The sequence below is a fragment of the Burkholderia sp. MSMB1826 genome (assembly GCF_001526325.1).
Lineage (GTDB): Bacteria > Pseudomonadota > Gammaproteobacteria > Burkholderiales > Burkholderiaceae > Burkholderia.
In genome coordinates this window covers 50,488-73,806 of record NZ_LOYN01000003.1, presented here as the reverse complement: position 1 = coordinate 73,806, position 23,319 = coordinate 50,488, and the positions used below count along the sequence as shown (strand labels likewise).

The 23,319-nt window shown below is 70.0% G+C and carries 24 protein-coding genes; 14 read left to right on the top strand and 10 right to left on the bottom strand.

The genetic code is table 11. The annotated features are described in order from the left end of the window. Genes WS95_RS00345 through WS95_RS00330 form a run of 4 tightly spaced genes read left to right on the top strand, consistent with a single transcriptional unit; the run spans window position 1 to window position 4,769 of the window. Entirely contained in the window at window positions 1-1,746 is a 1,746-nt protein-coding gene (locus WS95_RS00345; protein ID WP_059779985.1) for a carbamoyltransferase family protein, read from the top strand. Beyond that, the gene (locus WS95_RS00340; protein WP_059821660.1) at window positions 1,743-2,744 is read left to right on the top strand and encodes a glycosyltransferase family 2 protein; all 1,002 of its coding nucleotides are present in this window, start codon (window positions 1,743-1,745) and stop codon (window positions 2,742-2,744) included. The genes WS95_RS00345 and WS95_RS00340 overlap by 4 nt, the downstream gene beginning before the upstream one ends. After that, on the top strand, window positions 2,741-3,829 hold the full coding sequence (locus tag WS95_RS00335; RefSeq protein WP_059821659.1) for a glycosyltransferase family 9 protein: 1,089 nt from the start codon (window positions 2,741-2,743) through the stop codon (window positions 3,827-3,829). Before WS95_RS00340 ends, WS95_RS00335 begins: the two co-directional genes overlap by 4 nt. Then, complete coding sequence (locus WS95_RS00330; RefSeq protein WP_059821657.1) at window positions 3,819-4,769, top strand: glycosyltransferase family 4 protein; 951 nt, start codon at window positions 3,819-3,821, stop codon at window positions 4,767-4,769. The genes WS95_RS00335 and WS95_RS00330 overlap by 11 nt, the downstream gene beginning before the upstream one ends. A 38-nt stretch (window positions 4,770-4,807) precedes the next feature. On the opposite strand, the gene WS95_RS00325 is transcribed toward WS95_RS00330, so the two are convergent. After that, complete coding sequence (locus WS95_RS00325; RefSeq protein ID WP_059821656.1) at window positions 4,808-5,845, bottom strand: sigma-54 interaction domain-containing protein; 1,038 nt, start codon at window positions 5,843-5,845, stop codon at window positions 4,808-4,810. A gap of 343 nt (window positions 5,846-6,188) precedes the next feature. Here WS95_RS00325 and WS95_RS00320 point away from each other — a divergent pair, with 343 nt between their 5' ends. Continuing rightward, entirely contained in the window at window positions 6,189-7,556 is a 1,368-nt protein-coding gene (locus tag WS95_RS00320; protein WP_034209269.1) for a sigma-54-dependent transcriptional regulator, read from the top strand. A 29-nt stretch (window positions 7,557-7,585) separates the two neighbouring features. Here the strand turns inward: WS95_RS00320 and WS95_RS00315 are convergent, their stop codons facing one another. Both WS95_RS00315 and WS95_RS00310 read right to left on the bottom strand, forming a co-directional pair. Beyond that, on the bottom strand, window positions 7,586-8,509 hold the full coding sequence (locus WS95_RS00315) for a glycosyltransferase family 2 protein (protein ID WP_059821654.1): 924 nt from the start codon (window positions 8,507-8,509) through the stop codon (window positions 7,586-7,588). After that, the gene (locus WS95_RS00310) at window positions 8,488-9,183 is read right to left on the bottom strand and encodes a PIG-L family deacetylase (protein WP_059821652.1); all 696 of its coding nucleotides are present in this window, start codon (window positions 9,181-9,183) and stop codon (window positions 8,488-8,490) included. Before WS95_RS00310 ends, WS95_RS00315 begins: the two co-directional genes overlap by 22 nt. A 119-nt stretch (window positions 9,184-9,302) precedes the next feature. On the opposite strand from WS95_RS00310, the gene WS95_RS00305 reads away from it, so the two are divergent. Continuing rightward, a complete protein-coding gene (locus tag WS95_RS00305; protein ID WP_059821651.1) occupies window positions 9,303-11,609 on the top strand; it encodes a hybrid sensor histidine kinase/response regulator in 2,307 nt (768 codons plus the stop codon). A gap of 22 nt (window positions 11,610-11,631) precedes the next feature. Here the strand turns inward: WS95_RS00305 and WS95_RS00300 are convergent, their stop codons facing one another. Then, window positions 11,632-12,678 (bottom strand): UDP-glucuronic acid decarboxylase family protein, encoded by a 1,047-nt coding sequence (locus WS95_RS00300; protein ID WP_059821649.1) that lies wholly within the window; start codon window positions 12,676-12,678, stop codon window positions 11,632-11,634. Next, entirely contained in the window at window positions 12,678-13,997 is a 1,320-nt protein-coding gene (locus WS95_RS00295; protein WP_034209494.1) for a glycosyltransferase family 4 protein, read from the bottom strand. The genes WS95_RS00300 and WS95_RS00295 overlap by 1 nt, the downstream gene beginning before the upstream one ends. A gap of 244 nt (window positions 13,998-14,241) precedes the next feature. On the opposite strand from WS95_RS00295, the gene WS95_RS00290 reads away from it, so the two are divergent. The 7 genes from WS95_RS00290 to WS95_RS00260 all read left to right on the top strand — a co-directional run bounded on the left by WS95_RS00290 (window position 14,242) and on the right by WS95_RS00260 (window position 18,967). Then, complete coding sequence (locus tag WS95_RS00290) at window positions 14,242-14,652, top strand: BON domain-containing protein (RefSeq protein ID WP_059821767.1); 411 nt, start codon at window positions 14,242-14,244, stop codon at window positions 14,650-14,652. Window positions 14,653-14,678: 26 nt separating this feature from the next. Next, a complete protein-coding gene (locus tag WS95_RS00285; RefSeq protein WP_059779978.1) occupies window positions 14,679-15,707 on the top strand; it encodes an SDR family oxidoreductase in 1,029 nt (342 codons plus the stop codon). Window positions 15,708-15,734: 27 nt separating this feature from the next. After that, window positions 15,735-16,034: a DUF2795 domain-containing protein gene (locus tag WS95_RS00280; RefSeq protein WP_034209262.1), complete on the top strand. Its 300-nt coding sequence runs from the start codon at window positions 15,735-15,737 to the stop codon at window positions 16,032-16,034. Window positions 16,035-16,095: 61 nt separating this feature from the next. Continuing rightward, entirely contained in the window at window positions 16,096-16,662 is a 567-nt protein-coding gene (locus WS95_RS00275; RefSeq protein ID WP_034209261.1) for a hypothetical protein, read from the top strand. Window positions 16,663-16,789: 127 nt separating this feature from the next. Then, on the top strand, window positions 16,790-17,647 hold the full coding sequence (locus tag WS95_RS00270) for an SDR family oxidoreductase (protein WP_034209260.1): 858 nt from the start codon (window positions 16,790-16,792) through the stop codon (window positions 17,645-17,647). A gap of 34 nt (window positions 17,648-17,681) precedes the next feature. After that, the gene (locus tag WS95_RS00265) at window positions 17,682-18,296 is read left to right on the top strand and encodes a DUF4142 domain-containing protein (protein WP_034209259.1); all 615 of its coding nucleotides are present in this window, start codon (window positions 17,682-17,684) and stop codon (window positions 18,294-18,296) included. A 59-nt stretch (window positions 18,297-18,355) separates the two neighbouring features. After that, window positions 18,356-18,967: a hypothetical protein gene (locus tag WS95_RS00260; RefSeq protein ID WP_034209258.1), complete on the top strand. Its 612-nt coding sequence runs from the start codon at window positions 18,356-18,358 to the stop codon at window positions 18,965-18,967. Window positions 18,968-19,061: 94 nt separating this feature from the next. On the opposite strand, the gene WS95_RS00255 is transcribed toward WS95_RS00260, so the two are convergent. Both WS95_RS00255 and WS95_RS00250 read right to left on the bottom strand, forming a co-directional pair. Next, window positions 19,062-20,354, bottom strand: coding sequence for an NRAMP family divalent metal transporter (locus WS95_RS00255; protein WP_059821648.1), 1,293 nt, complete (start codon window positions 20,352-20,354; stop codon window positions 19,062-19,064). Next, window positions 20,351-21,013 (bottom strand): UdgX family uracil-DNA binding protein, encoded by a 663-nt coding sequence (locus WS95_RS00250; protein WP_059821765.1) that lies wholly within the window; start codon window positions 21,011-21,013, stop codon window positions 20,351-20,353. The genes WS95_RS00255 and WS95_RS00250 overlap by 4 nt, the downstream gene beginning before the upstream one ends. A gap of 232 nt (window positions 21,014-21,245) precedes the next feature. Here WS95_RS00250 and WS95_RS00245 point away from each other — a divergent pair, with 232 nt between their 5' ends. Beyond that, window positions 21,246-21,725, top strand: coding sequence for a response regulator (locus tag WS95_RS00245; protein ID WP_059821646.1), 480 nt, complete (start codon window positions 21,246-21,248; stop codon window positions 21,723-21,725). A gap of 101 nt (window positions 21,726-21,826) precedes the next feature. On the opposite strand, the gene WS95_RS00240 is transcribed toward WS95_RS00245, so the two are convergent. The 3 genes from WS95_RS00240 to WS95_RS00230 form a co-directional block, all read right to left on the bottom strand. After that, window positions 21,827-22,309, bottom strand: a complete 483-nt coding sequence (locus WS95_RS00240; RefSeq protein WP_006498342.1) for a PRC-barrel domain-containing protein — start codon at window positions 22,307-22,309, stop codon at window positions 21,827-21,829. Between the two features lie 92 nt (window positions 22,310-22,401). Then, entirely contained in the window at window positions 22,402-22,833 is a 432-nt protein-coding gene (locus WS95_RS00235; RefSeq protein WP_034209255.1) for a CBS domain-containing protein, read from the bottom strand. An 86-nt stretch (window positions 22,834-22,919) separates the two neighbouring features. Beyond that, on the bottom strand, window positions 22,920-23,174 hold the full coding sequence (locus tag WS95_RS00230; protein WP_059502854.1) for a hypothetical protein: 255 nt from the start codon (window positions 23,172-23,174) through the stop codon (window positions 22,920-22,922). Between the last annotated feature and the right edge of the window lie 145 nt (window positions 23,175-23,319).

The window sequence follows — 23,319 nt, the reverse complement described above, 5'->3', positions numbered from 1 at the left end:
ATGCCTGACCCGATCCATACGCTCGGCATCAACGCCGCTTTCCACGACAGCGCCGCGTGCATCGTGCGCGACGGCGTCGTGATCGCGGCGGCCGAGGACGAACGCTTCACGCACGTGAAGCACGCGAAGCGCCCGGTGCCGTTCTCGACCTGGGAGCTGCCCTTCCACGCGATCGACTACTGCCTCGCGGAAGCCGGCATCACGCTCGCCGACGTGGACCACGTCGCGTATTCGTACGACCCGTGGCTCGAACTCGACCGCGAAGGCACGGAGCCGGCGCTGACCTTGCCGCTGTCGCCGTCCGCGCATGCGCCGCGCGCCGACGGCGCGTCGCCGTGGCATCCGCTGTTCCTGTCGTCGATCGTCAACGCGCCGCGCCAGCTCGCGGGCGGCGCGCCGCATCATCTGCAGCGGCGCTTTCGCGGCGTCACGCACGACGGGCCGTTCCGCTGGCATTTCATCGAGCACCATCTCGCGCACGAGGCGAGCGCGTTTCTCGCGGCGCCGTTCGAGCGCTGCGCGGTGATGACGATGGACGGGCGCGGCGAGCGCGCGACGACCAGCTACGGCGTGTTCGACGGCCGCACGTATCGGCGGCTCGGGCAGGTCAACCTGCCGCATTCGCTCGGGCTGCTGTACGAGCGCGTGACCCGCTATCTCGGCTTCCTGCACTCGTCCGACGAATACAAGGTGATGGCGCTCGCGTCGTACGGCAAGCCGGTGTTCGCCGACGAGATGCGCAAGCTCGTGCGGTATCGCGACGCAGGGCGCTACGACGTGGTCGATGGCGATCTGGCCGCGCAATTCGGCCCGCCGCGCGAACGCGGCGGTCCGATCGAGCCGCATCACTGCGACATCGCGCACGCGTTGCAACTGGTGCTCGAAGAGACGACGCTGCAGGCGGTCGACTGGCTGGCCGCCGAAACCGGCGAGCGGCAGCTCGCGATGGCGGGCGGCGTCGCGCTGAACTGCGTGATGAACGCGAAGATTCGCGATCGCGGCCCGTTCGACGACGTGTGGGTGCAGCCGGCCGCCGGCGACGCGGGCACGGCGCTCGGCGCCGCGCTGTGGACCGACTTCCGGATGCGCGGCGAGCGCGGCGGCTGGCGGATGGATCACGCGTATCTCGGGCCGGCTTACGACGACGATGCGATCGAGGCGTTCCTGAAGGAAGCGCAGCTGCCGTACCGGCGGCTCGCCGACGTCGCCGCGCAGACGGCCGCGCTGCTCGCGGCGAATCGCGTGATCGGCTGGTTCCAGGGGCGCATGGAATTCGGCCCGCGCGCGCTCGGCGCACGGTCGATCCTCGCGTCGCCGATCGACCCGGACATGCAGCGCAAGCTGAACCGGATCAAGGATCGCGAGGATTTCCGGCCGGTCGCGCCGGTCGTGCTCGAAGACCGTGCGCATCACTGGTTCAGCGGCGGCCGGCGTACGCCGCTGCGCGCGCCGTTCATGCTGTTCGTGTACGACGTCGTGCCCGAGCGCGCCGAGAGGATTCCGGCGGTGCGCCACATCGACGGCACCGCGCGCGTGCAGACCGTCGACGAAACGCAGCACCCGCTGCTGCATGCGCTGCTGACCGAGTTCGACGCGCTCACCGGCGTGCCGGTGCTCGTCAACACGTCGTTCAACACGCGCGGCGAACCGATCGTGTGCTCGCCGCGCGACGCGATCGAATGCTTCTGGACGTCGCCGCTCGACGCGCTCGTGATCGGGCCGTTCCTGCTGGAGAAGCCAAGATGAACGCGCGCGACACGCAACTGCCGCCGGTCGTGTCGGTCGTCGTGCCCACCTACCGGCGGCCCGACCTGCTCGCACGCTGCCTCGACGCGCTGTGCGTGCAGGTGTTCGATCCCACCACCTACGAGATCGTCGTCGTGGACGACGATCCGGCCGGCAGTGCGCGCGCCGTCGTCGATGCGTGCCGCACGCGCGTGACCGACGTGCCGGCGATCCGCTACATGACCGCACCCGACACGCAGGGCCCGGCCGGCGCGCGCAACGTCGGCTGGCGCAGCGCGTGCGGCGCGCTGATCGCGTTCACCGACGACGACACGATTCCCGATCCGACCTGGCTGCGCCACGGCGCGGCCGCGCTGCTGGCCGAGCCGTCGGCGGCGGCCGCGGCCGGCCGGATCGACGTGCCGCTGCGGCCGTGCCCGACCGACTACGAACGCGATGCGGCGGGGCTCGCGCATGCGGAATTCGCGACCGCGAACTGCTTCGTGCGACGCGCGGCGCTCGAACGCGTCGGCGGCTTCGACGAACGCTTCACGCGCGCGTGGCGCGAGGACGCCGACCTGATGTTCGCGCTGCGCGAGCATGCGGGGCCGATCGTCGAGGCCGACGCCGCGCGCATCGTGCACCCGGTGCGTCCCGCGCGCTGGGGATCGAGCATCGGCGCGCAGTCGAAGGTGTATTTCGATGCGCTGCTGTACAAGAAGCATCGCACGACTTACCGGCGTCATATCCGGCCGATGCCGCCGTGGCATTACTACGCGGCCGTGCTGGCCGCGCTCGGTGCGCTCGGATTTTTCGCCGCCGGCTGGCCGGCGCCCGCCATCGTGTGCGCGGCGGTGTGGGCCGCGATTACCGCGGCGTTCTGCGCGAAACGGTTGCGCGGCACGCAGCTCACGGCGTCGCACGTGGCCGAAATGATCGTCACGTCCATCGCGATTCCGCCCGTGTCGCTGTACTGGCGCATGCGCGGCGCGCTTCACTTCAGGGTGCTGTTTTTATGAAACTCGACCCCAGCGTCGATTCCGGCGGCCCGAGCGGCCCGAAGCGGATCGCAGTGTTCCGCGCGCTGCAGCTCGGCGACATGCTGTGCGCGGTGCCCGCGCTGCGTGCGCTGCGGCGCGGCGAACCGGATGCGCGCATCACGTTGATCGGCCTGCCGTGGGCGCGCGAGTTCGCGTCGCGCTTTTCGGACTACATCGACGGTTTCATCGCCTTCCCCGGCGCGGCGGGGCTCGGCGAACAGCCCGAACCCGACGCGGCCACGCGCGAGGCGTTCATCGCCGAATGCCGCTCGCGCGACTTCGACCTCGCGATCCAGCTGCACGGCAGCGGCGCGCACACGAATGCGATCGTCGCGTCGCTCGGCGCGACGCGCACGGCCGGCTTCGTGCCGGCCGACGGCGGCACGACCGCGCTCGACTGCACGGTCGTGTGGCGCGACGGCGAACCGGAAGTGGCGCGCTATCTGGCGCTCACGCGCAAGCTCGGTTACGCGGACTGGGGCGACTACCTCGAATTCCCGCTCGGCGGGCTCGACTACGCGCTGTGGCACGTGCTCTGCGACGAACACGCGCTCGATCCCGGCCGCTACGTGATCGTCCATCCCGGCGCGCGGATGGCGTCGCGGCGCTGGCCGGTCGAACGCTTCGCGCTCGCCGCGCGGCAGCTCGCCGACGACGGTTGGCAGATCGTGCTGACCGGCACGCGCGCGGAACTGGCGCTCGCGAGCGCGTTCGCCGAGCACCTCGGGCGGCCGTGCGTGAACCTGTGCGGCCGCACGCCGCTCGGCGCGCTGGCCGCGCTGATCGCCCGCGCGCGGCTGCTGCTGTGCAACGACACGGGCGTGTCGCACGTCGCGGCGGCGCTCGGCACGCCGAGCATCGTCGTCGCATGCGGCAGCGATACGGCCCGCTGGGCGCCGCTCGACGCCGAACGTCATCGCGTGCTCGCGAACTACCCGGCGTGCCGGCCGTGCATGTTCGATACGTGCCCGTACGGGCACGAGTGCGCGACGGCGATCGGCGTCGGCGAAGTGATCGATCGCGCGGGCGAGCTGCTCGCCGAGGAGAGACGTCATGTCACGTAAGCGATTGCGCGTGCTGACCTGGCACGTGCATGGCAACTACCTGTATTACCTGTCGCAGGCGCCGCACGATTTCTACATCGTGACGAAGCCGCAGCATCCGCCCGGCTATGCGGGCCGCGTCGGGCACCTGCCGTGGGGCGACAACGTGCACGAGGTGCCGGCCGAGTGCGTGCGCGACACCGCATTCGACTGCGTGCTGTACCAGCACGTGAATCATTACCGGAACGACCGCCTGCGGCTGCTGAGCGACGCGCAGCGCGCGCTGCCGACGCTGTTCGTCGAGCACGATCCGCCGCGCGAGCATCCGACCGACACGCTGCATCCGGTGCAGGACCCGAACGTGTTGCTGGTGCACGTGACGCCGTTCAACGCGCTGATGTGGGACAACGGCGTGACGCCGACGCGCGTGATCGAGCACGGCGTGCTGCTGCCGGAAGGCGTCGAGTATCACGGCACGCTGCCGAAGGGCGTCGCCGTCGTGAACAACCTCGCGCGGCGCGGCCGACGCCTCGGCGCGGACCTGTTCGAGGTCGTGCGGCATAGCGTGCCGATCGATCTGGTCGGGATGGGCTCGACCGAACTCGGCGGGATCGGCGAAGTGCCGAATCCGGCGCTGCCGCAATTCCTGTCGCACTACCGGTTCTTCTTCAATCCGATCCGGTACACGAGCCTCGGGCTCGCGGTGATCGAGGCGATGATGATCGGGCTGCCGATCGTCGCGCTCGCGACGACCGAGATGGCGCAACTCGTGAAGACCGGCAGCAACGGCGTGGCCGACACGCGGCCGGCCTTGCTGATCGACGCGATGCGGATGCTGATTCGCGATCAGGAACTGGCGCGCGAGTGGGGCGCGGCGGCGAGGCGCGACGCCTGCGAGCGATTCGGCATCGAACGCTTCGCGCGCGACTGGGACGCCGCGCTGCGCGACGTGACGGCGTGACGAAGGCGACGTGACGAAGGCGGCATCACCCGCCGCCTTCATTGCGTCGTCGCGGGCGGCGAAGCGGGCGGACTACCGCCGTTCGCGGCATTCGGCGCCGCCGGCGCGCCGCCGCTGGCTGCATTGCGCTCGCTTTCGGGCAGCAGCGCGAGGCGGTTGTACAGCGTCTTCAGGCTGATGCCGAGCGCCTTCGCGGTGCGCGGCTTGTCGCCGTTGAAATGGTGTAGCGACGCGACGATGAAGCGCTGCTGCGTATGCGCGAGCGTCGTGCCGATATGCAGCGTCATCGCGTTGTGGCGCACTTCTTCGCGCGGCGGCTGGCGGCGCGGCAACTGCAGTTCGATCTGCTCGTCGGCGAGGATGAACGCGCGCTCCAGCGCGTTGCGCAGTTCGCGCACGTTGCCGGGCCACGTGTACGCACGCAGCGCCTTCATCGCCTGCGTCGACAGGCGCTTCCTCGTGCGGTGCCGCGCGTTTAGCCGTTCGACGATCTGCAGCGCGATGTCGCCGACGTCGTCCTCGCGCTGCCTGAGCGCGGGCACGTGCAGCGCGATCGGCGCGATCCGGTAGAACAGGTCCTCGCGCAGCCGGCCGCTGCGCAGTGCCTCGACCGGATCGTGGTGAGTGGCCGCGACGATCCGCACGTCGAGCGGAATCGGTTCGTGGCCGCCCACGCGCACGATCGTGTTGGTTTCGAGCGTGCGCAGCAGCTTGACCTGAAGCTCGGCGGGCATCTCGGCGATCTCGTCGAGAAACAGCGTGCCGCCGCGCGCGGCCTCGAACATGCCCACATGTTGCGCGACGGCGCCCGTGAAGCTGCCTTTTTCGTGACCGAACAACTGCGACTCCGCGATGTCCTTCGGAATCGCGCCGCAGTTGACGGGCACGAACGGCCCGCGCCGGCGCGGGCTCATGTCGTGAATGAGCCGGGCGACGATATCCTTGCCCGCCCCGCTTTCGCCGACCACCAGCACACTCACGCGGGTGGCGGCGACGCGCGACACTTTCAGCAGCAAATCCTGAATTGTTCGCGAACGCCCGAACAGTCGCGTGCCGTCATCGTCGGATTTCGACATGGAGTAAGACCGAGTTGGGAAGTTTTGACCGAAGGTGTCGTGATCAGGTAAAAAACGACGTGGCACACGTCGTCATTCACGTATGCAGGATACCTTTTATACCGATTCGTCGACATTGAATCTGGCAATGCGGCTGGCGTCGATAGATAGATTTATTCGATGAGCGGCGAATGCACGACACCGTTCTTCTATACTGCTAAGCACTCGTTTTCAGTGCAGGACCGCTTGTCTGCCCGATCGTGTGCAGCGTTGAAGATGCGTCGTGTGCCCGATGCGTGCATGACGCTGCACGTGTCGCGGTGCCGGCCCACGCATGCGCCGGGCCGCATTAAAAGGAGCCTCGATGCCTTACGTCCTGATCGTCGAAGACGATGCCGATACGCGAACGATGCTGGCCACGCTCGCGCGTACGCAGCAGCTTTCGTGCGATACGGCCGCGACGCTTGAAGAAGCGCGCACGCTCGTCTCGACGCATACCCCCGATCTCGTGCTGTGCGACCTCGTGCTGCCCGACGGCAACGGGATGGATCTGTTCGACGCATTGCCCAAGCGCGGGCATTGCGAAATGGTGTTGACCACCGGCCACGCGAGCCTCGAAACCGCGATCGACGCGTTGCGGCGCGGCGCGACCGACTATCTGGTGAAGCCGCTCAACATGCAGCGGCTGAACAGCATCTTCGCGCGCGTGCCGCGCACGACCGCGCTGCACGAGGAAATCGCGGAGCTGCGCTCGGAGCTGCAGCGGCTCGGCCGGTTCGGCCGCATGCTCGGCAGCTCGCCGGCGATGCAGGCCGTCTACGACGCGATCGGCCGGGTCGCGCGCACCGAAGCGTCGGTGCTGCTCACCGGCGAATCGGGCACCGGCAAGGAGCTCGCCGCGCAGACCGTGCACGACCTCAGCCTGCGTCGCCGCGGCCCGTTCCTCGCGGTGAACTGCGGCGCGATCGCCGCGAATCTCGTCGAGAGCGAGATGTTCGGCCACGATCGCGGCAGCTTCACCGGCGCGGAACGCCAGCACAAGGGCTTCTTCGAACGCGCGGACGGCGGCACGCTCTTTCTCGACGAAATCACCGAGATGCCGGTCGAATCGCAGGTCAAGCTGTTGCGCGTGCTGGAGACCGGGCGCGTCACGCGGCTCGGCTCGACGCGCGAGATCGACGTCGACGTACGCATCGTCGCCGCGACGAACCGCGATCCGGAAGCGGCGATGGCGGAAGGCAAGCTGCGGCCCGACCTGTTCCACCGGATCAACGTGTTCCCGATTCCGCTGCCGTCGCTGCGCGAGCGCGGCGACGACATCCCGATGCTCGCCGATGCGTTCCTGCAGCGCTACAACGAGGAGAGCGGCCGCAACCTGCGTTTCTCGCCCGCTGCCCGCGAAGCGCTGAAGGGCTACGAATGGCCCGGCAACGTGCGCGAGCTGCGCAACTTCGTGCAGCGCGCGAGCATCTTCACCGATGCCGACGTGATCGAGACGCTGCCTCCGCCGATCATGGACGAGTTGTCGAGCATGGTCGATTCGCATGAAGATCGCGTGACGGTGCCGTTCGGCACGCCGCTCGAGGAGGTCGACCGCAAGCTGATCCTCGGCACGATCGCGCAATGCGGCGGCGTGAAGGCGCAGGCGGCCGAGGTGCTCGACGTCAGCCTGAAGACGATCTACAACCGGCTCGCGCAACTGGAAGACGAAACGGAAAAACCGGACTCCTGATGTGGCCCCGCTCGCGCTCAGGGTTCCGTTCATGGTCCCGTTTCGGCCTCGCGGTGCGCGTCGCGCTCGAGCCTCCGCCGCATGCGTTCGACATGCGGCGGAATCGCGCGTCGTTCGCGCACGATCCACGGCAGGCCGGCGAACGTGCGCACGATCGCCCGTTCGCGGCGCAGCAGCGGCAACATGCGCACCGTATGCAGCCACGCGGCCGCGGCCGGCCATCTGAGCCACGCCGTCCATACCGCGTTGCGGGCGGCGGTGCGCGCGCGCGTGGGCCGGTCGCGCTGCGCCGACGGGTAGTGATGGACCGTCAGGTGCGGCGCATACACGAGCCAGTGGCCGGCGCGACACAGATCGAGCGCGAGCAGCGCTTCCTCGCCGCCGAGAAAGTAGCGCGGATGGTAGCCGCCCGCGCGTACGAACGCGTCGCGCCGGAACGCGGTCGCGCCGGCCAGCAGCCCGAGGATCGGGCGGCCCGGCAGCGCGACGGGCGCGTCCAGCGGGCTGTCGGCCATCAGCCGGCAGGTCGGGTCCTCGCGTCGGTCGGGGCCGACGAGCACGCGTGCGGTGACGGCCGCGACGTGCGGATACGCGTCGAGCAGGTTCGCGGCTTCGGCGATCGAACCGGGCGCCCACCACGTGTCGTCGTCGCAAAACGCGACATGGCGCGTGCGCGCCACGGCGACGCCGAGATTGCGGCCGGCCGCGCCGAGGTTGCCCGGCGCATGCACGAGCGCGACATGCGCGAAGCGCTCGCGGATCAGCGCGGCCGTCTCGGCGTCCGCCGCGTTGTCGACGACGACGATCGCCGGCCGGTCGGGCAGCGCGGAAAGATGGTCGAGCGTGCGCGTGAGTTCGGCGGCGCGCCGGCAGGTCAGCACGATGGCGGTCATGCGCGGTTCGCCCGGCGGCAGCGCGATGCGCGCGGGCGTTACGCGGACGTGACGTCGCATTCGAGCCGCCAGATCGTTTCGGGTTCGTGGAGAGCGGCGCGCATATGAGGTTCGAACAGCGTTACCTGGCTCGCATAGGCATCGACGGCGGCGGCTTTCGCGGCGGCGCCCGTCGCATCGCGGCCGGCGGGCGGCGCGACCGGGTGCGCGATCCAGCCGCGCTCGCGCCAGCCGATCAGGCGCCTGGCCATCAGCCCGTCGATGCGGCGATACGGCACGTCCTCGTAGAAGCGCCAGATGCGCGCCGGATCGTCTTCGCGCAGCAGCGACAGCATGGCTTCCTGCACCTGCAGGTGATCGCGGTGGAACAGGCCGGCCGGCGCGAGCACGTCGAAGCCCGGGTGCGCGTCGATCGTCGCGGCCACGCGCGCCGCGATCGCGGTCGACGTGGCCGGCATGCCGTACTGATCGTCGAGGAAGTCGAGCCACACGGGGCGTGCGTCGAGCAGCGCGAGCGCGCGGCGGTCTTCGTCGCGGCGCGCGCGCACCGCTTCGTCGGCGTCGCGAAACCCTGCGCGGCGATCCCACGGCGGCGCGGGCGTGCCGTGCGGCGGGATCCCCGCGAATACGGTGACGACGATCGAGCCGGGCGCCTGCGCGAGCAGTTGTCCGCAACTGAAGACTGCATCGTCGAGATGCGGCGAGACGACGAGCCAGCGTGTCGGGTCGGGCATGGCGTGAGGATCTCCATCGTGAGCGGCCGGGCCGCCGGTGCCGATCGGCCAGCATGCGCCGTGCCCGCCGGCGGCGCCCCCGGCGCCCGCTGTCGACTGTTCCCGCAGGAGCGTGTTCAATGACCGAAATTGCACGGCCGCAGGCCGGAAATTACGCAACGGCCGTGATGCTGGTCGCGATCGCGACCGTGCTGCAGACGCTCGCGATCCGGTTCGGCGGCGTGAATTTGCCGTTGGTGCTGTATTACCCGCTGCTCGCCGGCGCCGCGTGGGTGACATCTTTCCTGTTCGGCATCGTGTCGACCGTGGTCAGCGGGCTGCTCGTGTGGACGCTGTTCCTGTCCGACCCGGCCGCTTATACGGCGCCGCTGCCCGAGCGGCTCGTGCAGCTCGGCACGTTCATGCTGATCGGCGCGCTGGTGTGCGCGATCGCGTCGATGCTGCATCACACGCGCGTCACGAACGATCGCGCCGGCCGGCGCGAGGCGGCCGCGCGCCGGCAGCTCGAAGCCGTGCTGGGCGCGCTGCCGCACGGCGTGATCGCGACCGATGCGACAGGCCGGCTCACCTATCTCAACGCGGCCGCGGCCGAACTCGTCGGCTGCCGGCCGGACGACGCGATGGGGCGGCCGGTGCGCGACGTGCTGCGGATCGTCGATCACGAAGGCCGCCGCGTGCCGACCACGCCGCTCGATCGCGCGCTCGGCGGCGCCGACGCGACGTCCGACCGGCACTGGCTGCAGGCCGGCAACGGCGATCCGGTGCCGATCGTCGCGGTCGCGTCGCCGATGGGCGATACGGACGGCAATCTCGACGGCGCGGTGCTGTTGCTGCGCGATGCCGGCGCGGATCGTGCGCGCGTCGACGCGTCGCGGCTGCTGCATGCGGTCGTCGATGCATCGCCGGATGCGATCGTCGGGATCGACGCCGACGGCCGCATCGCGAGCTGGAACCCGACCGCGCAGCGGATCTTCGGGTACGACGACGCCGATGCGCGCGGCCGCCGGTTCGACACGCTGATCGCGCCGCGCTGGTTGCGGCGCCATCCGCTCGCCCAATCGTTCGACGCGATGCGCGAGCCTGTCGGGCCGCTCGAACTGCTGTGCGTGCGGCGCGACGGCCGGCGGTTTCGGGCGACGGTATCGGCGTGCCCTGTGCAGGGCGACGCGCGGGCCTGCGTCGCGCTGTCGCTGACGCTGCGCGAAACCGGCGCGCAGCGCCGGCACGACCTCGGGGCGCAGCGCTCGTTGCAGGGCGCGCGCCATGCGCGCGAGCAGGCCGACACGTCGAACCGGCTGAAGGACGAGCTGCTGGCCACGGTGTCGCACGAATTGCGCACGCCGCTGAACGTGATCTACGGGTGGATCGAGGTGCTGCGCAATACCGGCGACCACGCGCTGCAGCATCAGGCGATCGATGCGATCGACCGCAGCGCGCGTTCGCTCACGCGGATGGTCGGCGACATCCTCGATGCGTCGTCGCTCGCGACCGGCAAGCTGCGGCTCGACACGACGCCGGTCGACATCGTCCGGCTGTTCTCCGACCAGGTCGGCACGTTCCAGACCGCCGCATCGTCGGCCGGCATCATGCTCGAATTCGACTGCGACGCGTCGGCGTGCATCGTGTCGGGCGACGCCGAGCGGTTGCGGCAGATGCTGTCGAACCTCATTTCGAATGCGCTGAAATTCACGCCGGCCGGCGGCAGCGTGAGGGTCGGGCTTGCGCGTGACGACGCGCATGCGGTGCTGACCGTCGCCGATACGGGGCAGGGCGTCGCGCCGGAGTTCGTGCCGTACGTGTTCGACATGTTCCGCCGTGCGGACGATTCGCCCGCGTCGCCGCGGCGGGGGCTCGGTCTCGGCCTGTCGATCGTGCGGCACATCGCGCAGCTGCACGGCGGCCGGGTGACCGTCGCGAGCGCGGGCCGCGATCGCGGCACGACGTTCACGGTGACGCTGCCGGCCGGGTGGCAGCCGGGCGGCGCGATAGCGTGGGGAATCGTGCAGGCGGGCAGCCGTCGCGACGCGCTCGTGCTCGATACGCAGCGCATCCTGATCGTCGACGACGATCCGACCACGCGTGCCAGCCTCACGGCCGCGCTGACCACGTTCGGCGCGGCCGTCGCGATCGCGTCGTCGGGGCGCGAGGCGCTCGCGATGGCGGCCGACATGCGGCCGACGGTCGTGCTGTCCGATCTCGCGATGCCCGACGGCGACGGCTTCTGGCTGCTGGACGCATTGCGGCGCGGCACGACGAACGGCGACAGCGGCCCGCCCGACGTGCGCGTGCTGGCCGTCACCGCGCACGCGGGCCTCGCCGACGAACGCCGCGCGCTGGAGGCCGGCTTCGACGGCTACTTGTGCAAGCCGGTCGACGTGCGCGAACTGGCGCACAAGATCGTGCACGTGACGAAGCGCGACGGCTGACGCGCTTTGCGCACCGGCCGCGTCAGGTGGTCGGCGCCGGCCGGTTCTGCGTGTGGACCTGCGCGAGCAGATGCGACGCGATGCGCGTGCTGCGCACGAGGTCGCCGGGCGTGTGGTGCGTGACCTGGCGTTGAATGAAGTAGCGCGCGGTGTGCGCGAGCCCGTTCGCGAGCGTCGTCGTCGCGCGCCAGCCGAGCCGCTTCTGCGCGGCGGCCAGATTCGGCCGCCGCTGGCGCGGATCGTCGGACGGCAGCGGCCGGAATTCGATCGGCACGGTCGCGCCGACGATGCGCACGACCTCCCGCGCGACGTCGATCATCGCGATCTCGACGTCGCTGCCGAGATTGACCGGCTCGCTCGCATCGCCCGGTTCGTCCATCAGCCGGATCAGCGCATCGACCATGTCGTCCACGTAGCAGAACGAGCGCGTCTGCTTGCCGTCGCCGTAGACGGTCAACGGCTGCTCCGCGAGCGCCTGCGTGACGAAGTTCGACACCACGCGCCCGTCGGCCGGGTGCATGCGCGGGCCGTACGTATTGAAGATCCGCGCGATCCGCACGTCGACGCCGTACTGGCGGTGATAGTCCGCGAACAGCGTTTCCGCGCAGCGCTTGCCTTCGTCGTAGCACGCGCGGACGCCGGTCGGATTGACGCGGCCGCAATAGTGCTCGTCCTGCGGATGGACGTCGGGGTCGCCGTACACCTCGCTCGTCGATGCCTGCAGGATGCGCGCCTTCACGCGTTTCGCGAGGCCGAGCAGGTTGATCGCGCCGTGCACGCTGGTCTTCGTCGTCTGCACGGGGTCGCGTTGATAGTGAACGGGCGACGCCGGGCACGCGAGGTTGTAGATCTCGTCGACTTCGACGTAGAGCGGAAACGTCACGTCGTGGCGCATCAGCTCGAAGTTCGGCGCATCGAGCAGGTGCGCGATGTTGTCCTTCGTGCCCGTGTAGAAATTGTCGACGCACAGCACGTCGTGGCCGGCCGTCACGAGCCGTTCGCACAAATGCGAACCCAGGAAGCCGGCGCCGCCGGTGACGAGGACGCGTTTTCGATCGTAGCCCTTCATTACGTATTCTCCTTGCGGTGTGCGAGCATGGCCGTCGCGGTGCCGACGGGCGTGCGCCGGCCGGTGCCGGCCGACGTGCCGGCGCGCTGCGCGTGCGCGACGTCGCGGTAGATGTCGACGAGCCGGTCGGCTACGCCTTGCCAGGTGTAGAAGCGATGCGCGCGCAGGTAGCCGGCGCGGCCGAGCGCCGCGCACAGCTCGGGCTTCGCACGCAGTTGCAGGAGGCGCGCGGCCAGCGCGGCCGGGTCGCGCGGCGGCACGAGATAGCCGGTCGTGCCGTCGTCGACCGTCGTGCGGATGCCGCCGACGTCGCTGCCGATCACCGCCGCCGCGCACGCCATCGCCTCGACCGGCGTGATGCCGAACGGCTCGTACCACGGCGTCGTCACGAACACGTCGGCCGCGCTGTAGTACAGGTGCAGCGCGTCGCGATCGCGCCGGCCGACGAAGGTCACGCGGTTGGCAATCCCGAGTTCGTGCGCGAATGCGGCGAGCCGCGCGAGTTCCGGGTCGCGGGCGGGGTCGGGCGTCGCCTGGCTGCCGCCGACGACGTACAGGTGCGTCGGCCGCCGCGGATCGCGCGGCATGCGCGCGAGCGCGTCGATCACGGTATCGATGCCCTTGCGCGGCACCAGGCGGCCCAGTTGCAGCACGACGAACGCGTCCTGCGGCCAGCCCAGCCGCGCGCGCGCATCGACGCGCGGCACCGGCCGGAATTCCCGCTCGTCGAAGCCGCACGGCACGATCTCGATGCGCGCGGTGTCGGCGCGATAGTGCGTGGTCAGATCGAGCGCATCCTGAGGGCATTCGGCGATCAGGCGGTCCGAGCGGCGGGCGAGCGTGTCCTCGATCGCGAAGCGCGCATCGGGGAAGCCGTCGGCCGTGCCCTGGTGCAGCCGCCGCACGCGGCCGAGCGCATGGAACGTCGTGACGAGCGGGATGCCGAGCGCTTTTTTCACGCGCAGCGCCGCGTCGCCCGACATGAAGAAGTTCGCGTGCATCACGTCGACCGGGTCGGGCTCGCGCCGCATGCGCGCGATCATGTATTGCGCGAACGCGCCCATGTACGGCAACAGCCGCTCCTTGGGCACGTCGGTCGGCGGCCCGGCCGGCACGTGGATCACGCGCATGTGCGAGCCGATCGGCACGACTTCCGGCAAATGCGGATTGTCGCAGCGCGTGTAGACGTCGACGTCGAGGCCGCGCTCCGCGAGCTGCTTCGCGACGTTCGCGACATAGATGTTCTGACCGCCGGCGTCGACGCCGCCGATCACGCCCAGCGGCGATGCATGTTCACTGATCAACGCGATTCTTTGCATGGTCTTGCTCCCGATATCGGGGCCGCGCTCACGGGCCGCCGTCGTCGGTACATCGGCAATCGGCATGCCCGCCGGATTGCGGGGAAAACCGCTTCCCGCTGTGCCGAAAAAATTACAACGCGTTGGATGAAAGGGCGTCTGATCGCGGTTTCCCGCCGGCATGCGGCGCGCACGCCGCGGCACGCGATTTGCGCGACCTCTGTTCACCTGCCGGCTCGCCCGGCCCGATGAAAAGGAGGTCACGATGAAGGTATTCCAGCTGCAAGCCCGCTCCCCGCGCATCCGTCGTCAGCGCGCGATGCGCACCGGCATGGCGGTCGCGGCCGCCGCGGTCGCCGCGTGCATGGTCGTCGCGCCGAACGCGGTCGCCGCCGGCGACGACGGCGCCGCATCGTCGTCGACGTCGTCGTCGTCGTCGCATTCGAGTACCGGCACGAAGATCCGCGACGCGACGATCACGACCAAGGCGAAAGCGGAACTCGTCGGCACGAGCGGCCTGTCGGCCGGCGACATCCACGTGAAGACGCGGCACGGCACCGTGACGCTGACCGGCAGCGTGCCCGACGAGCAGCAGCGCACGCAGGCCGTCGGCGTCGTGAAGCAGGTGGACGGCGTGCAGAGCGTGCGCGACCAGTTGACCATCCGGCCCAAATAACCGCGCGGCCGCAAAGGAGTCCAGCGATGAACTGCATGCTCAAACCCGTCGGCGAACAGACGATCGTCATCACCGGTGCGACCAGCGGCATCGGTCTCGTCACCGCGCGCAAGGCGGCACGGCGCGGCGCGAAGCTCGTGCTGTTCGCGCGCAACGAGGAAGCGCTGAACACGCTGTGCGAGGAAATCCGCCAGCACGGCGGCCTCGCGGTGCCGGTCGCCGGCGACGTCGGCAATATCGAGGATCTGCAGCGCGCGGCCGCGGCGGCGGCCGACACGTACGGTGGCTTCGACACCTGGGTCAACAACGCGGGCGTGTCGATCTTCGGCACGGCGGCCGCGGTACCGCTCGAGGATCAGCGCCGGCTGTTCGACACCAACTACTGGGGCGTCGTGCACGGCTCGCTCGTCGCGGCCGACCATTTCCGGCGCAAAAGCGATTTCCACGGCGGCGCGATCATCAACATGGGCAGCGAGGCGTCCGACGCGCCCGTGCCGCTGCAAAGCGCATACGTCGCGTCGAAGCACGCGGTGAAAGGCTTCACCGATTCGCTGCGGCTCGAGATGGAAGCGGACCACCTGCCGGTGTCCGTCACGCTGATCAAGCCGGCCGCGATCGACACGATGTTCGTGATGCACGCGAAGAACTACATGAACGTCGAGGCGAAACTGCCGCCGCCGATCTACGACCCCGACCTGGTGGCCGACGCGATCCTGTTCGCGGCCGCGCACGCGCGCCGCACGCTGTTCGTCGGCGGCGCCGCGAAGTTCACGTCGGCGAGCGCGTACCACGCGCCGCGCCTGTTCGATCGCGTCGCGGCCACGCTGTTCTCGCGCGGCCAGCGCACGGTGCGCCCCGCGCGGCCGCGCGACGACAACGCGCTGTACGACTCGCGCCACGCGCTGCACGAGCGCGAGGGCATGGAAGGGCCGGTGCTGCGCAGCTGTGCGTACAACACGGTGGTGCAGCGGCCGAAGGTGGCCGGCGCGGTCGCGCTGGGCGCGGCGGCGGTGGTGTTTGCCGCGTACGCGCGCTCGCGCCGCTCGTCCGCGTGATTTCATCGATTTTCCAAGGAGGCTTTCATGACATCCCGACAACATACGGGCCACGAATACAGCCACTCGCGCGCGCACGAAGGCGAGCGCACGCAGCAGGACCACGACAAGGGCGGACACCAGACGGGGCACGGCAAACCGCCGAGCCCGGTCGACGTGCAGAAGGCGCTGAAGGGGATGGATTATCCGGCCAGCAAGTCGGACGTCGTGCAGTGCGCGGAACGCGCGCATGCCGACCGCGAGGTGCTCGACATGCTGCGCAAGATTCCCGAGCGCGAGTACGACACGCCGGCGTCGGTATCGAAGGAACTCGGGCGGCTGATGTAGGCGCCGCCCCGTCGCGCCGCGTGCGCGAGCGCGCGGCGCACCCATCACGAGGAGCACGACCATGGCGATGATCGTCGCAGGCCGTTTCACGACGTTCGATGAAGCGGAAGGTGGGGCGCGTCACCTTTACGAGCGCGCGTTCGGGCGCGACGACGTGTCGATCTTCTTCCTGAACCCCGGCGGCCAGCACGCGCGCTTCCCGATCGGCGGCGACGTGTATGCCGATACGGCGGCGAAACCGGGCGGCCGCGGCGCGATGGTCGGCGCGATTCGCGGCTTGCTGATCGGCGTCGTCGTCGGATTGATCGTGTATGCGCTCGGCGTGCGCTACTGGTTCGTGCCGGCCGCGGGCGCGCTGGCCGGCGCGTATCTCGGCGCGTTCGGCGGCGCGCTCGGCCGGATGCGCGGCGAGCAGGCCGAAGGCAAGGGCACGCTCGCGCAGAGCGAAACCGGCGTGATCCTCGCCGCGCGCGTGACGCCCGATACCGCGACGACCGCGGAAGACGTGCTGCGCGCGACCGGCGCGAAGTCGATCGAGCGCGTCGAAGGCGACTGGCAGGACGGCGAATGGCGCGATTTCGATCCGGTGCGCCGGCCCGACGAAGCCGCGTCCGGCGGCCCGCGCTGACTACGCCCTTTTTCCAGACGCTTGCAACGCCAACCGTCGAAACACGGTCGCCGCGCGCAGGCCGGCGTGCGGCGCACGCGGCACGCCGCTTGCGCGGCATCGGCGGCATTCGTTCAAGGAGGAACCCATGACCCACGAACAGACCCCGCCGCCGCAGAAACAATCGCATCGGCCGGGCACCGAGCGCGAGATGCATCCGAAGCCGCGCGACGAAGCGGCCGACTACGTCGGCAGCGGCAAGCTCGCCGGCAAGGTCGCGCTGGTGACGGGCGGCGACAGCGGGATCGGCCGCGCGGTGGCGATCGGCTTCGCGAAGGAAGGTGCGGACGTCGCGATCGTCTACCTGAAGGAATCCGACGACGCCGCCCATACGAAGCAGCTGATCGAGCAGGCCGGCCGGCGCTGCGAGGCGATCGCATGCGACGTCGGCGATCGCCGGCAGGCGCGCGACGCGGTGGCGCGCACGGTCGAACGGCTCGGCCGTCTCGACGTGCTCGTGAACAACGCGGGCGAGCAGCATCCGCAGCCGGGCATCGAGGACGTGTCCGAGGAACAGCTCGAACGCACGTTCCGCACGAACGTGTACGGGATGTTCTTCTGCACGCAGGCTGCGCTGCCGCACCTGAAGGCGGGCGGGCGCATCGTCAACACGGCGTCGGTCACCGCCTATCACGGCAGCCCGAAACTCCCCGACTACTCGGCGACCAAGGGCGCGATCGTCGCGTTCACGCGGTCGCTGTCGATCGAGCTGGCCGAACGCGACATCCGCGTGAACGCGGTCGCGCCGGGGCCGATCTGGACGCCGCTGATTCCGTCGACGTTCACGCCCGAACAGGTCGCGAAATTCGGCTCGAACGTGCCGCTCAAGCGGCCGGGGCAGCCGGACGAACTGATCGACTGCTACGTGCTGCTCGCGTCGGACGGCGCGAGCTACATGACCGGGCAGACGCTGCATCCGAACGGCGGCTCGATCGTCGGCGGCTGACGGCCGCGCTCACGCAATGCCAAGGAGAAAGCAGATGAGACAACCCAACTGGACGATCGCCGCGCTCGCCGCCGGCGTGCTCGCCGTGTCGGGCCTCGCCCGCGCGCAGATGCCGAGCGAGCCGCCCGCGTCGAATTCGCATGTGCCGGGCGGCGTGATCAATCCGTCGTCGGGCGCGGGCGCCGCGGGCGATCCCGGCATCGCGAAAGCGCCGAAGGGCGCCGACGCGGAGTTCGTCGACAAGGCCGCGATGGCCGGCAAGGCGGAAGTGCAAGCCAGCCAGCTCGCGCTGAAGCAGGCGCAGTCGGCGGACGTACGCGCGTTCGCGAAACGGATGGTCGCGGATCACGGCAAGGCGAATGCGAAGCTCGAGGAACTCGCCGCGCGCAAGGGCATGAAGCCGCAGGTCGACCAGATTTCGGATCCCGACGTGGAGGCGCTGCGCGGCAAGAGTGGGCGCGATTTCGACACCGCGTATCTGGCGGCAGCCGGCCCCGATGCACACAAGAAGGCGGTCGCGTTGTTCGAAGACGAAGCGCGCGACGGCCAGGATGCGCAACTGCGCGCGTTCGCCAAGTCCACGCTGCCGACGCTCAAGCATCACCTGAGCATGGCAGAGACGGTTGCACGCAAGGTGGGCGCGCAATAACGCGCGCCCGGTTCCACCCTCGGGCCGCACGGGCGGCCCGCTTTTTCGGAGAAGCAGTCATGGCCCAACGGCAATCGAAGCACGAAGGCATCCTCGAACTGCTCTGCCAGGCATACGAGACCGAGCTTGGCGGTGCGCAGATCTACGAGGCCGCGCTCCAGTGCGCGACCGACGAGGATCTGCACAAGGAATGGGAGAAGTACCACCGCGAGACGCTGCATCACCAGGAGGTGCTGCGCAAGGTATTCGAAACGCTCGGCCTCGATCCCGATGCGCAATCGCCGGGACGCGCCGCGGTGGCCGCCACCGGAAAGTCGCTGGTGCAGGTGATCGAGCAGGCGAAGAAGCAGGCCGACCCGGCCGTCGCGCAGGTGGTGGCAGCCGAGTGCGTGGTGCTGGCCGAAACCAAGGATCACCTGAACTGGGAGCTGATCGGCTACGCGGCCGACCAGTTGCCCGACAGTGACGCCGCGAAGGCGCTGAAGGCCGCGCACGACGAGGTGGAGGCCGACGAGGATCATCATCTGTATCACACGCGCGGCTGGGCGCGCGAGATGTGGATCGAGTCGATGGGCTTCAAGGCGGTGCTGCCGCCGCCGGAGGAAGTGAAGAAGGTGGAATCCGCCGCCGATGCGGCACGTGCCGAGCGCTCGCGCGGCAAGATGATGTAACGCCCGGGCGGGCGGCGTCGCGCTCCGCGCAGCGCCCGCCCGCCGCCCATGAAGGTTGCGTGCGCAACCGACATCGATCGATTGTGTCGGTCCTTCACGTCAGCAGGTCGACGAGCATCGTCACCACCGACGCCGCCATCAGCGCGACCGCCACCCAGCCGAACAGTTTCGATACCGGGCCGCTTCCGGGCTGGCCGGCCGCCTCGCGCTTGCCCGACAGCAGCATCACGAGCACGAGCATCGGCACCGCCGCGACGCCGTTGAGCACGGCGCTCCAGTACAACGCCCGGATCGGGTCGATCGGGCTGAAGCAGATCGCGATGCCGACGATCACGCACAGCGCCAGCACCGTGTAGAACGCGGGCGCGCGCCGCACGGGCTCGTTCAGCCCTTCGCGGAAGCGCCAGGCTTCCGCGCAACCGTAGGCGGCGCTGCCCGCGAACGCGGGAATCGCGAGCAGCCCGCAGCCGACGATGCCGAACGCGAACACCAGGAACGCGGCTTCGCCGGCGATCGGCCGCAGCGCCTCGGCGGCCTGCGCGGTGCTGCCGATGTCGTGCCGGCCGTGCGCGAAGAAGACGGCCGCGCCGATCACCATGATGCAGAACGACACGGCGTTGGTGACGACCATGCCGGTCCAGGTATCGACCGTGACGCGTTGTTCGGTCTCGCGGCGCGTGTCGCGCTCGCCGTTCTTTTGCTCGGCCGTGGTTTGCTCGACTTCGAGCGCGGCCTGCCACACGAACAGGTACGGGCTCAGCGTCGTGCCGAGCACGGCGACCGCGGTGGTCGCATACGCATGCGTGAACGCGATCTGCGGCAGCACGATCGCATGCAGCACGCCGCCCCAGTCGACGTGCACGAAGCCGAGTTCGAGCACGTACGCGATCAGGCCGAGCGTCATCCATTTCAGCCAGCGCGCGTAGCGTTCGTATGACAGCATCACCTGCAACGCCAGCGATGCGATTCCATAGAGCGGCGCATACCAGTAGCTGCGGCCGCCGACGACGAGCGCCGTCGCATCGCCCATCGCCGCGAGGTCGGCGCCGACGTTCACGACGTTGACGATCACGACCATCACGATCAGCGTCTTCGCGACGCGATCGGAAAACCGTTCGCGGATGCCGGCCACGAGGCCTTCGCGATTGCGTCGCCCGACGAACGCCGCCGCGAGCTGCACGGCGACCATCATCGGCAGCGTGACGACGATCATCCACAGCATGTTGAAACCGAACTGGCTGCCGGCCTGCGCGTAGACGGCGACGTTGCTCGGATCGGCGTCCGACGCGCCCGCGAGCAGGCCGGGGCCGAGCCGCCGATACCACGGTTTCGCGGCGGGCGGCGGCGCCTCGGCCGCCGCTCGCGCGCCATCGCCCAGTCCGCTCATCCGGCGTCCCCGTGCGACGGGCGAGCGCCGCCGCCGCGTCGCTCGCGCGCGAGGCGCGACGCGGTACGCAACGCGTCGACCAGCGTGCGGTACGCATGTTCGCGGGAATCGGCGCCGCGCGTGCGCAGCACGTACGACGGATGATAGGTGGCGACGACGAGCCGGCCGTCGTCGGTGCGCACCGGCGCGCGCGTGCGCTCGAGCGTCGCGTCGTTGTCCTGCAGGACCGCGCGCAACGCCGTCGCGCCGAGCGCGACCACCACGCGCGGCTGCACGGCTGCCAGCTCGCGCTCGAGCCAGTAGCGGCACGCGGCCACTTCGCGCTGCGCGGGCGTCTTGTGCAGCCGCCGCTTGCCGCGCGGTTCCCATTTGAAGTGCTTGACCGCATTCGTCAGGTAGACGTGCGAGCGTTCGATTCCGGCTTCGTCGAGCGCGCGGTCCAGCATGCGGCCGGCCGCGCCGACGAACGGCATGCCCGCGCGGTCCTCCTGGTCGCCCGGCTGCTCGCCCACCAGCATGATCGTCGCATCGACGGGCCCGGCGCCCGGCACCGGCTGCGTCGCGTGTTCCCACAGCGCGCAGCGGCGGCACGCGTCGAGCGTGCGCGGGGCCTCGTCGTCGGGCGGCGGTGCCGGAGCGTCGGGCGCCTTGCGGGTCATGCGGCGCCTCCGGTGCGGGCCGGCGCGGCGGCGCGCGGCGAGCGGGCGGAACGCTTCGGCGATCGCATGGTCGCACGCGCAGAGGGACGCAAACGGGACGATGGATGCCGCATCGCACGCATGAAGGACTCCCGGATCGACGATGCGAACCATGCAGCAACCGGCATGCCGCATGCAGTCGGTATGGGCGCGCGCCTTGCGTGACAGGTCCGTCCAACGACAGGAGAAGCAGATGCTACCCGACCCCGGCGACGACCCGGCCGCCGACGACGTGCTGCTGTGGCGCGCCCCCGACAGCGTGCCGCGCCGCCCGCGCCGCGTGCTGGTCGTCGACGACTATCGCGATGCGGCGGACGCGCTGCGCCTGCTGCTCGAGGCGCGCGGCTTCGAGTGCCGGGTCGCCGACGATCCGTTCGCCGTGTGCGACGTCGCACGCGACTGGCAGCCGTTCGCGGTCGTGCTCGATATCGCGATGCCGGGCCTCGACGGACTGGAACTGGCGACGCGGCTGCGCGGCGATCCGCGAACGGCCGACATGCTGCTGATCGCGTGCAGCGGACTGGCGTCGCGGCGGGATCGCGAACAGGCGAAGGAGGCCGGCTTCGATGCGCATTGCGCGAAGCCGCTGACGCCGCACCGGCTGCTGGGCTACCTCGAATCGGCGAGCGGCGGCGCGGTGACGCCGGACGAGGGCGTTACACGACCCTTGTAAAAAGGCCGGCGGCGCGCCGCGGCGCAGGCAAAAAAACGCCCCGCGCGGGCGGGGCGTGTCGAACGGAAGCGCCGGCGAACCGGCACCGCGTCGCGGGGCGGTCAGTGGCGGCCGCGCGTGCGCGGATCGTCGAGGTCTTCGGTCGGATCGGTCAGCCCGAGCTCGTCGCCGGCACTCCAGTACGGGGTGCTGCCGTAGAACTCGTGCAGCGGCTCGGCCCATTGCGGATCGGCCATCGCCGGCCAGTGGTCCTTGTCGAACCCCGGCGCGTTGCGGATCCGCTCGGACGATACCGACAGCAGGAAGCACTTGCGCTCGGTATCGAGCGTCAGCGCGCTCCACGGAATCGCATGGAGCTTGTCGCCGATGCCGAGGATGCCGCCGCTCGACAGCACCGCGTACGCGATGCGGCCGGAACGCACGTCGAGCATGATGTCCTTGATCTTGCCGACATCGTCGCCGTCGGTCGTATAGACCTTGTCGCCTTCGAGCGTATCGGCCGCCATCACGTCGGGGCCGGGGCCGGCCGCCGTCGCGGCGCCCTTGCCGATGATGCGGGTCTGACCTTGATCGGGAGTCTGCATGGTTTCCTCCAGGCTGCGTGGGGCGCGACCGTGCCCGGGGGGCGGGCCCTGCGGGTCGCGCGGGTTGTCGGGGCGGGGCGAAAATCGCTCCGTCACGTCTGCTTCGGTTGCGACACGCCTTCCAGCGTGTTCGCCACGTCGTCGCGCTCCGGGCTGGCCGTGCGCGTCGCGATGTCGGCGAGCGACAGCATGCCGACCAGGCGCTTGTCGTGATCGACGACGGGCAGCCGGCGCAGTTGCGCATCGGCCATGTAATGCTGGATCTCGTCCAGCGAATCGTCGTCGAAGCACCATTCGATCGGGCCGGACGCGACCTCGTGGATGCGCGTCTCCGGCGGCTTGCCGGCCGAGATCGCACGCACCGCGAGATCGCGGTCCGTCACCATCCCGATCAGCCGGTTGTTGTCGCACACGGGCAGCGCGCCGATGTCGTAGCGCTCCATCAGTTGCGCGGCGTGACGGATCGAGTCGGTCGGCGAGATCCGCACGACGTCCTGCGACATGATTTCGTTGACGCGATGCATGAAATTCTCCTTGGCGGTGGGTGAAGCAATGGGCCGATGCGGCCGCTGCGATCCAGCAAACCGCATGCCGTGCGCGGGGCGTCGCGTCATTCGTCGTCGCGTTCCCGCTTGTCCTGCCACGGCCCGTCGTCGTGCGTGCCGGGCGGCGTGTCGGGCTCGATGCGCGTGACGCCGCCGGTCGCGGGCGGGTCGCTCGCCGGAAACGTGTCCTCGAGCTGCTTGTCGATATGACGCTCCGAGTGGCGCGTGTGCGTGCGGTCCTGGTCCTTCAGCGGCGGGTGCGGGTCGGGCTGCCGCTCGTGCGCCGGTGCGTCGTGGCCGTGCCGGGTCGAATCCTTCATGGCGGTGCTCCGTATCGGGGACGATGAGCCGCCTCCGGCGCAACGGGCGTTCCCGGTCCGCGCGCACGGCACGTGATTTGCCGCTCCCACGCCGACCACGACGACGACCATGACGACACGGCGCAACAGCAGGCCTGCTGCGCGC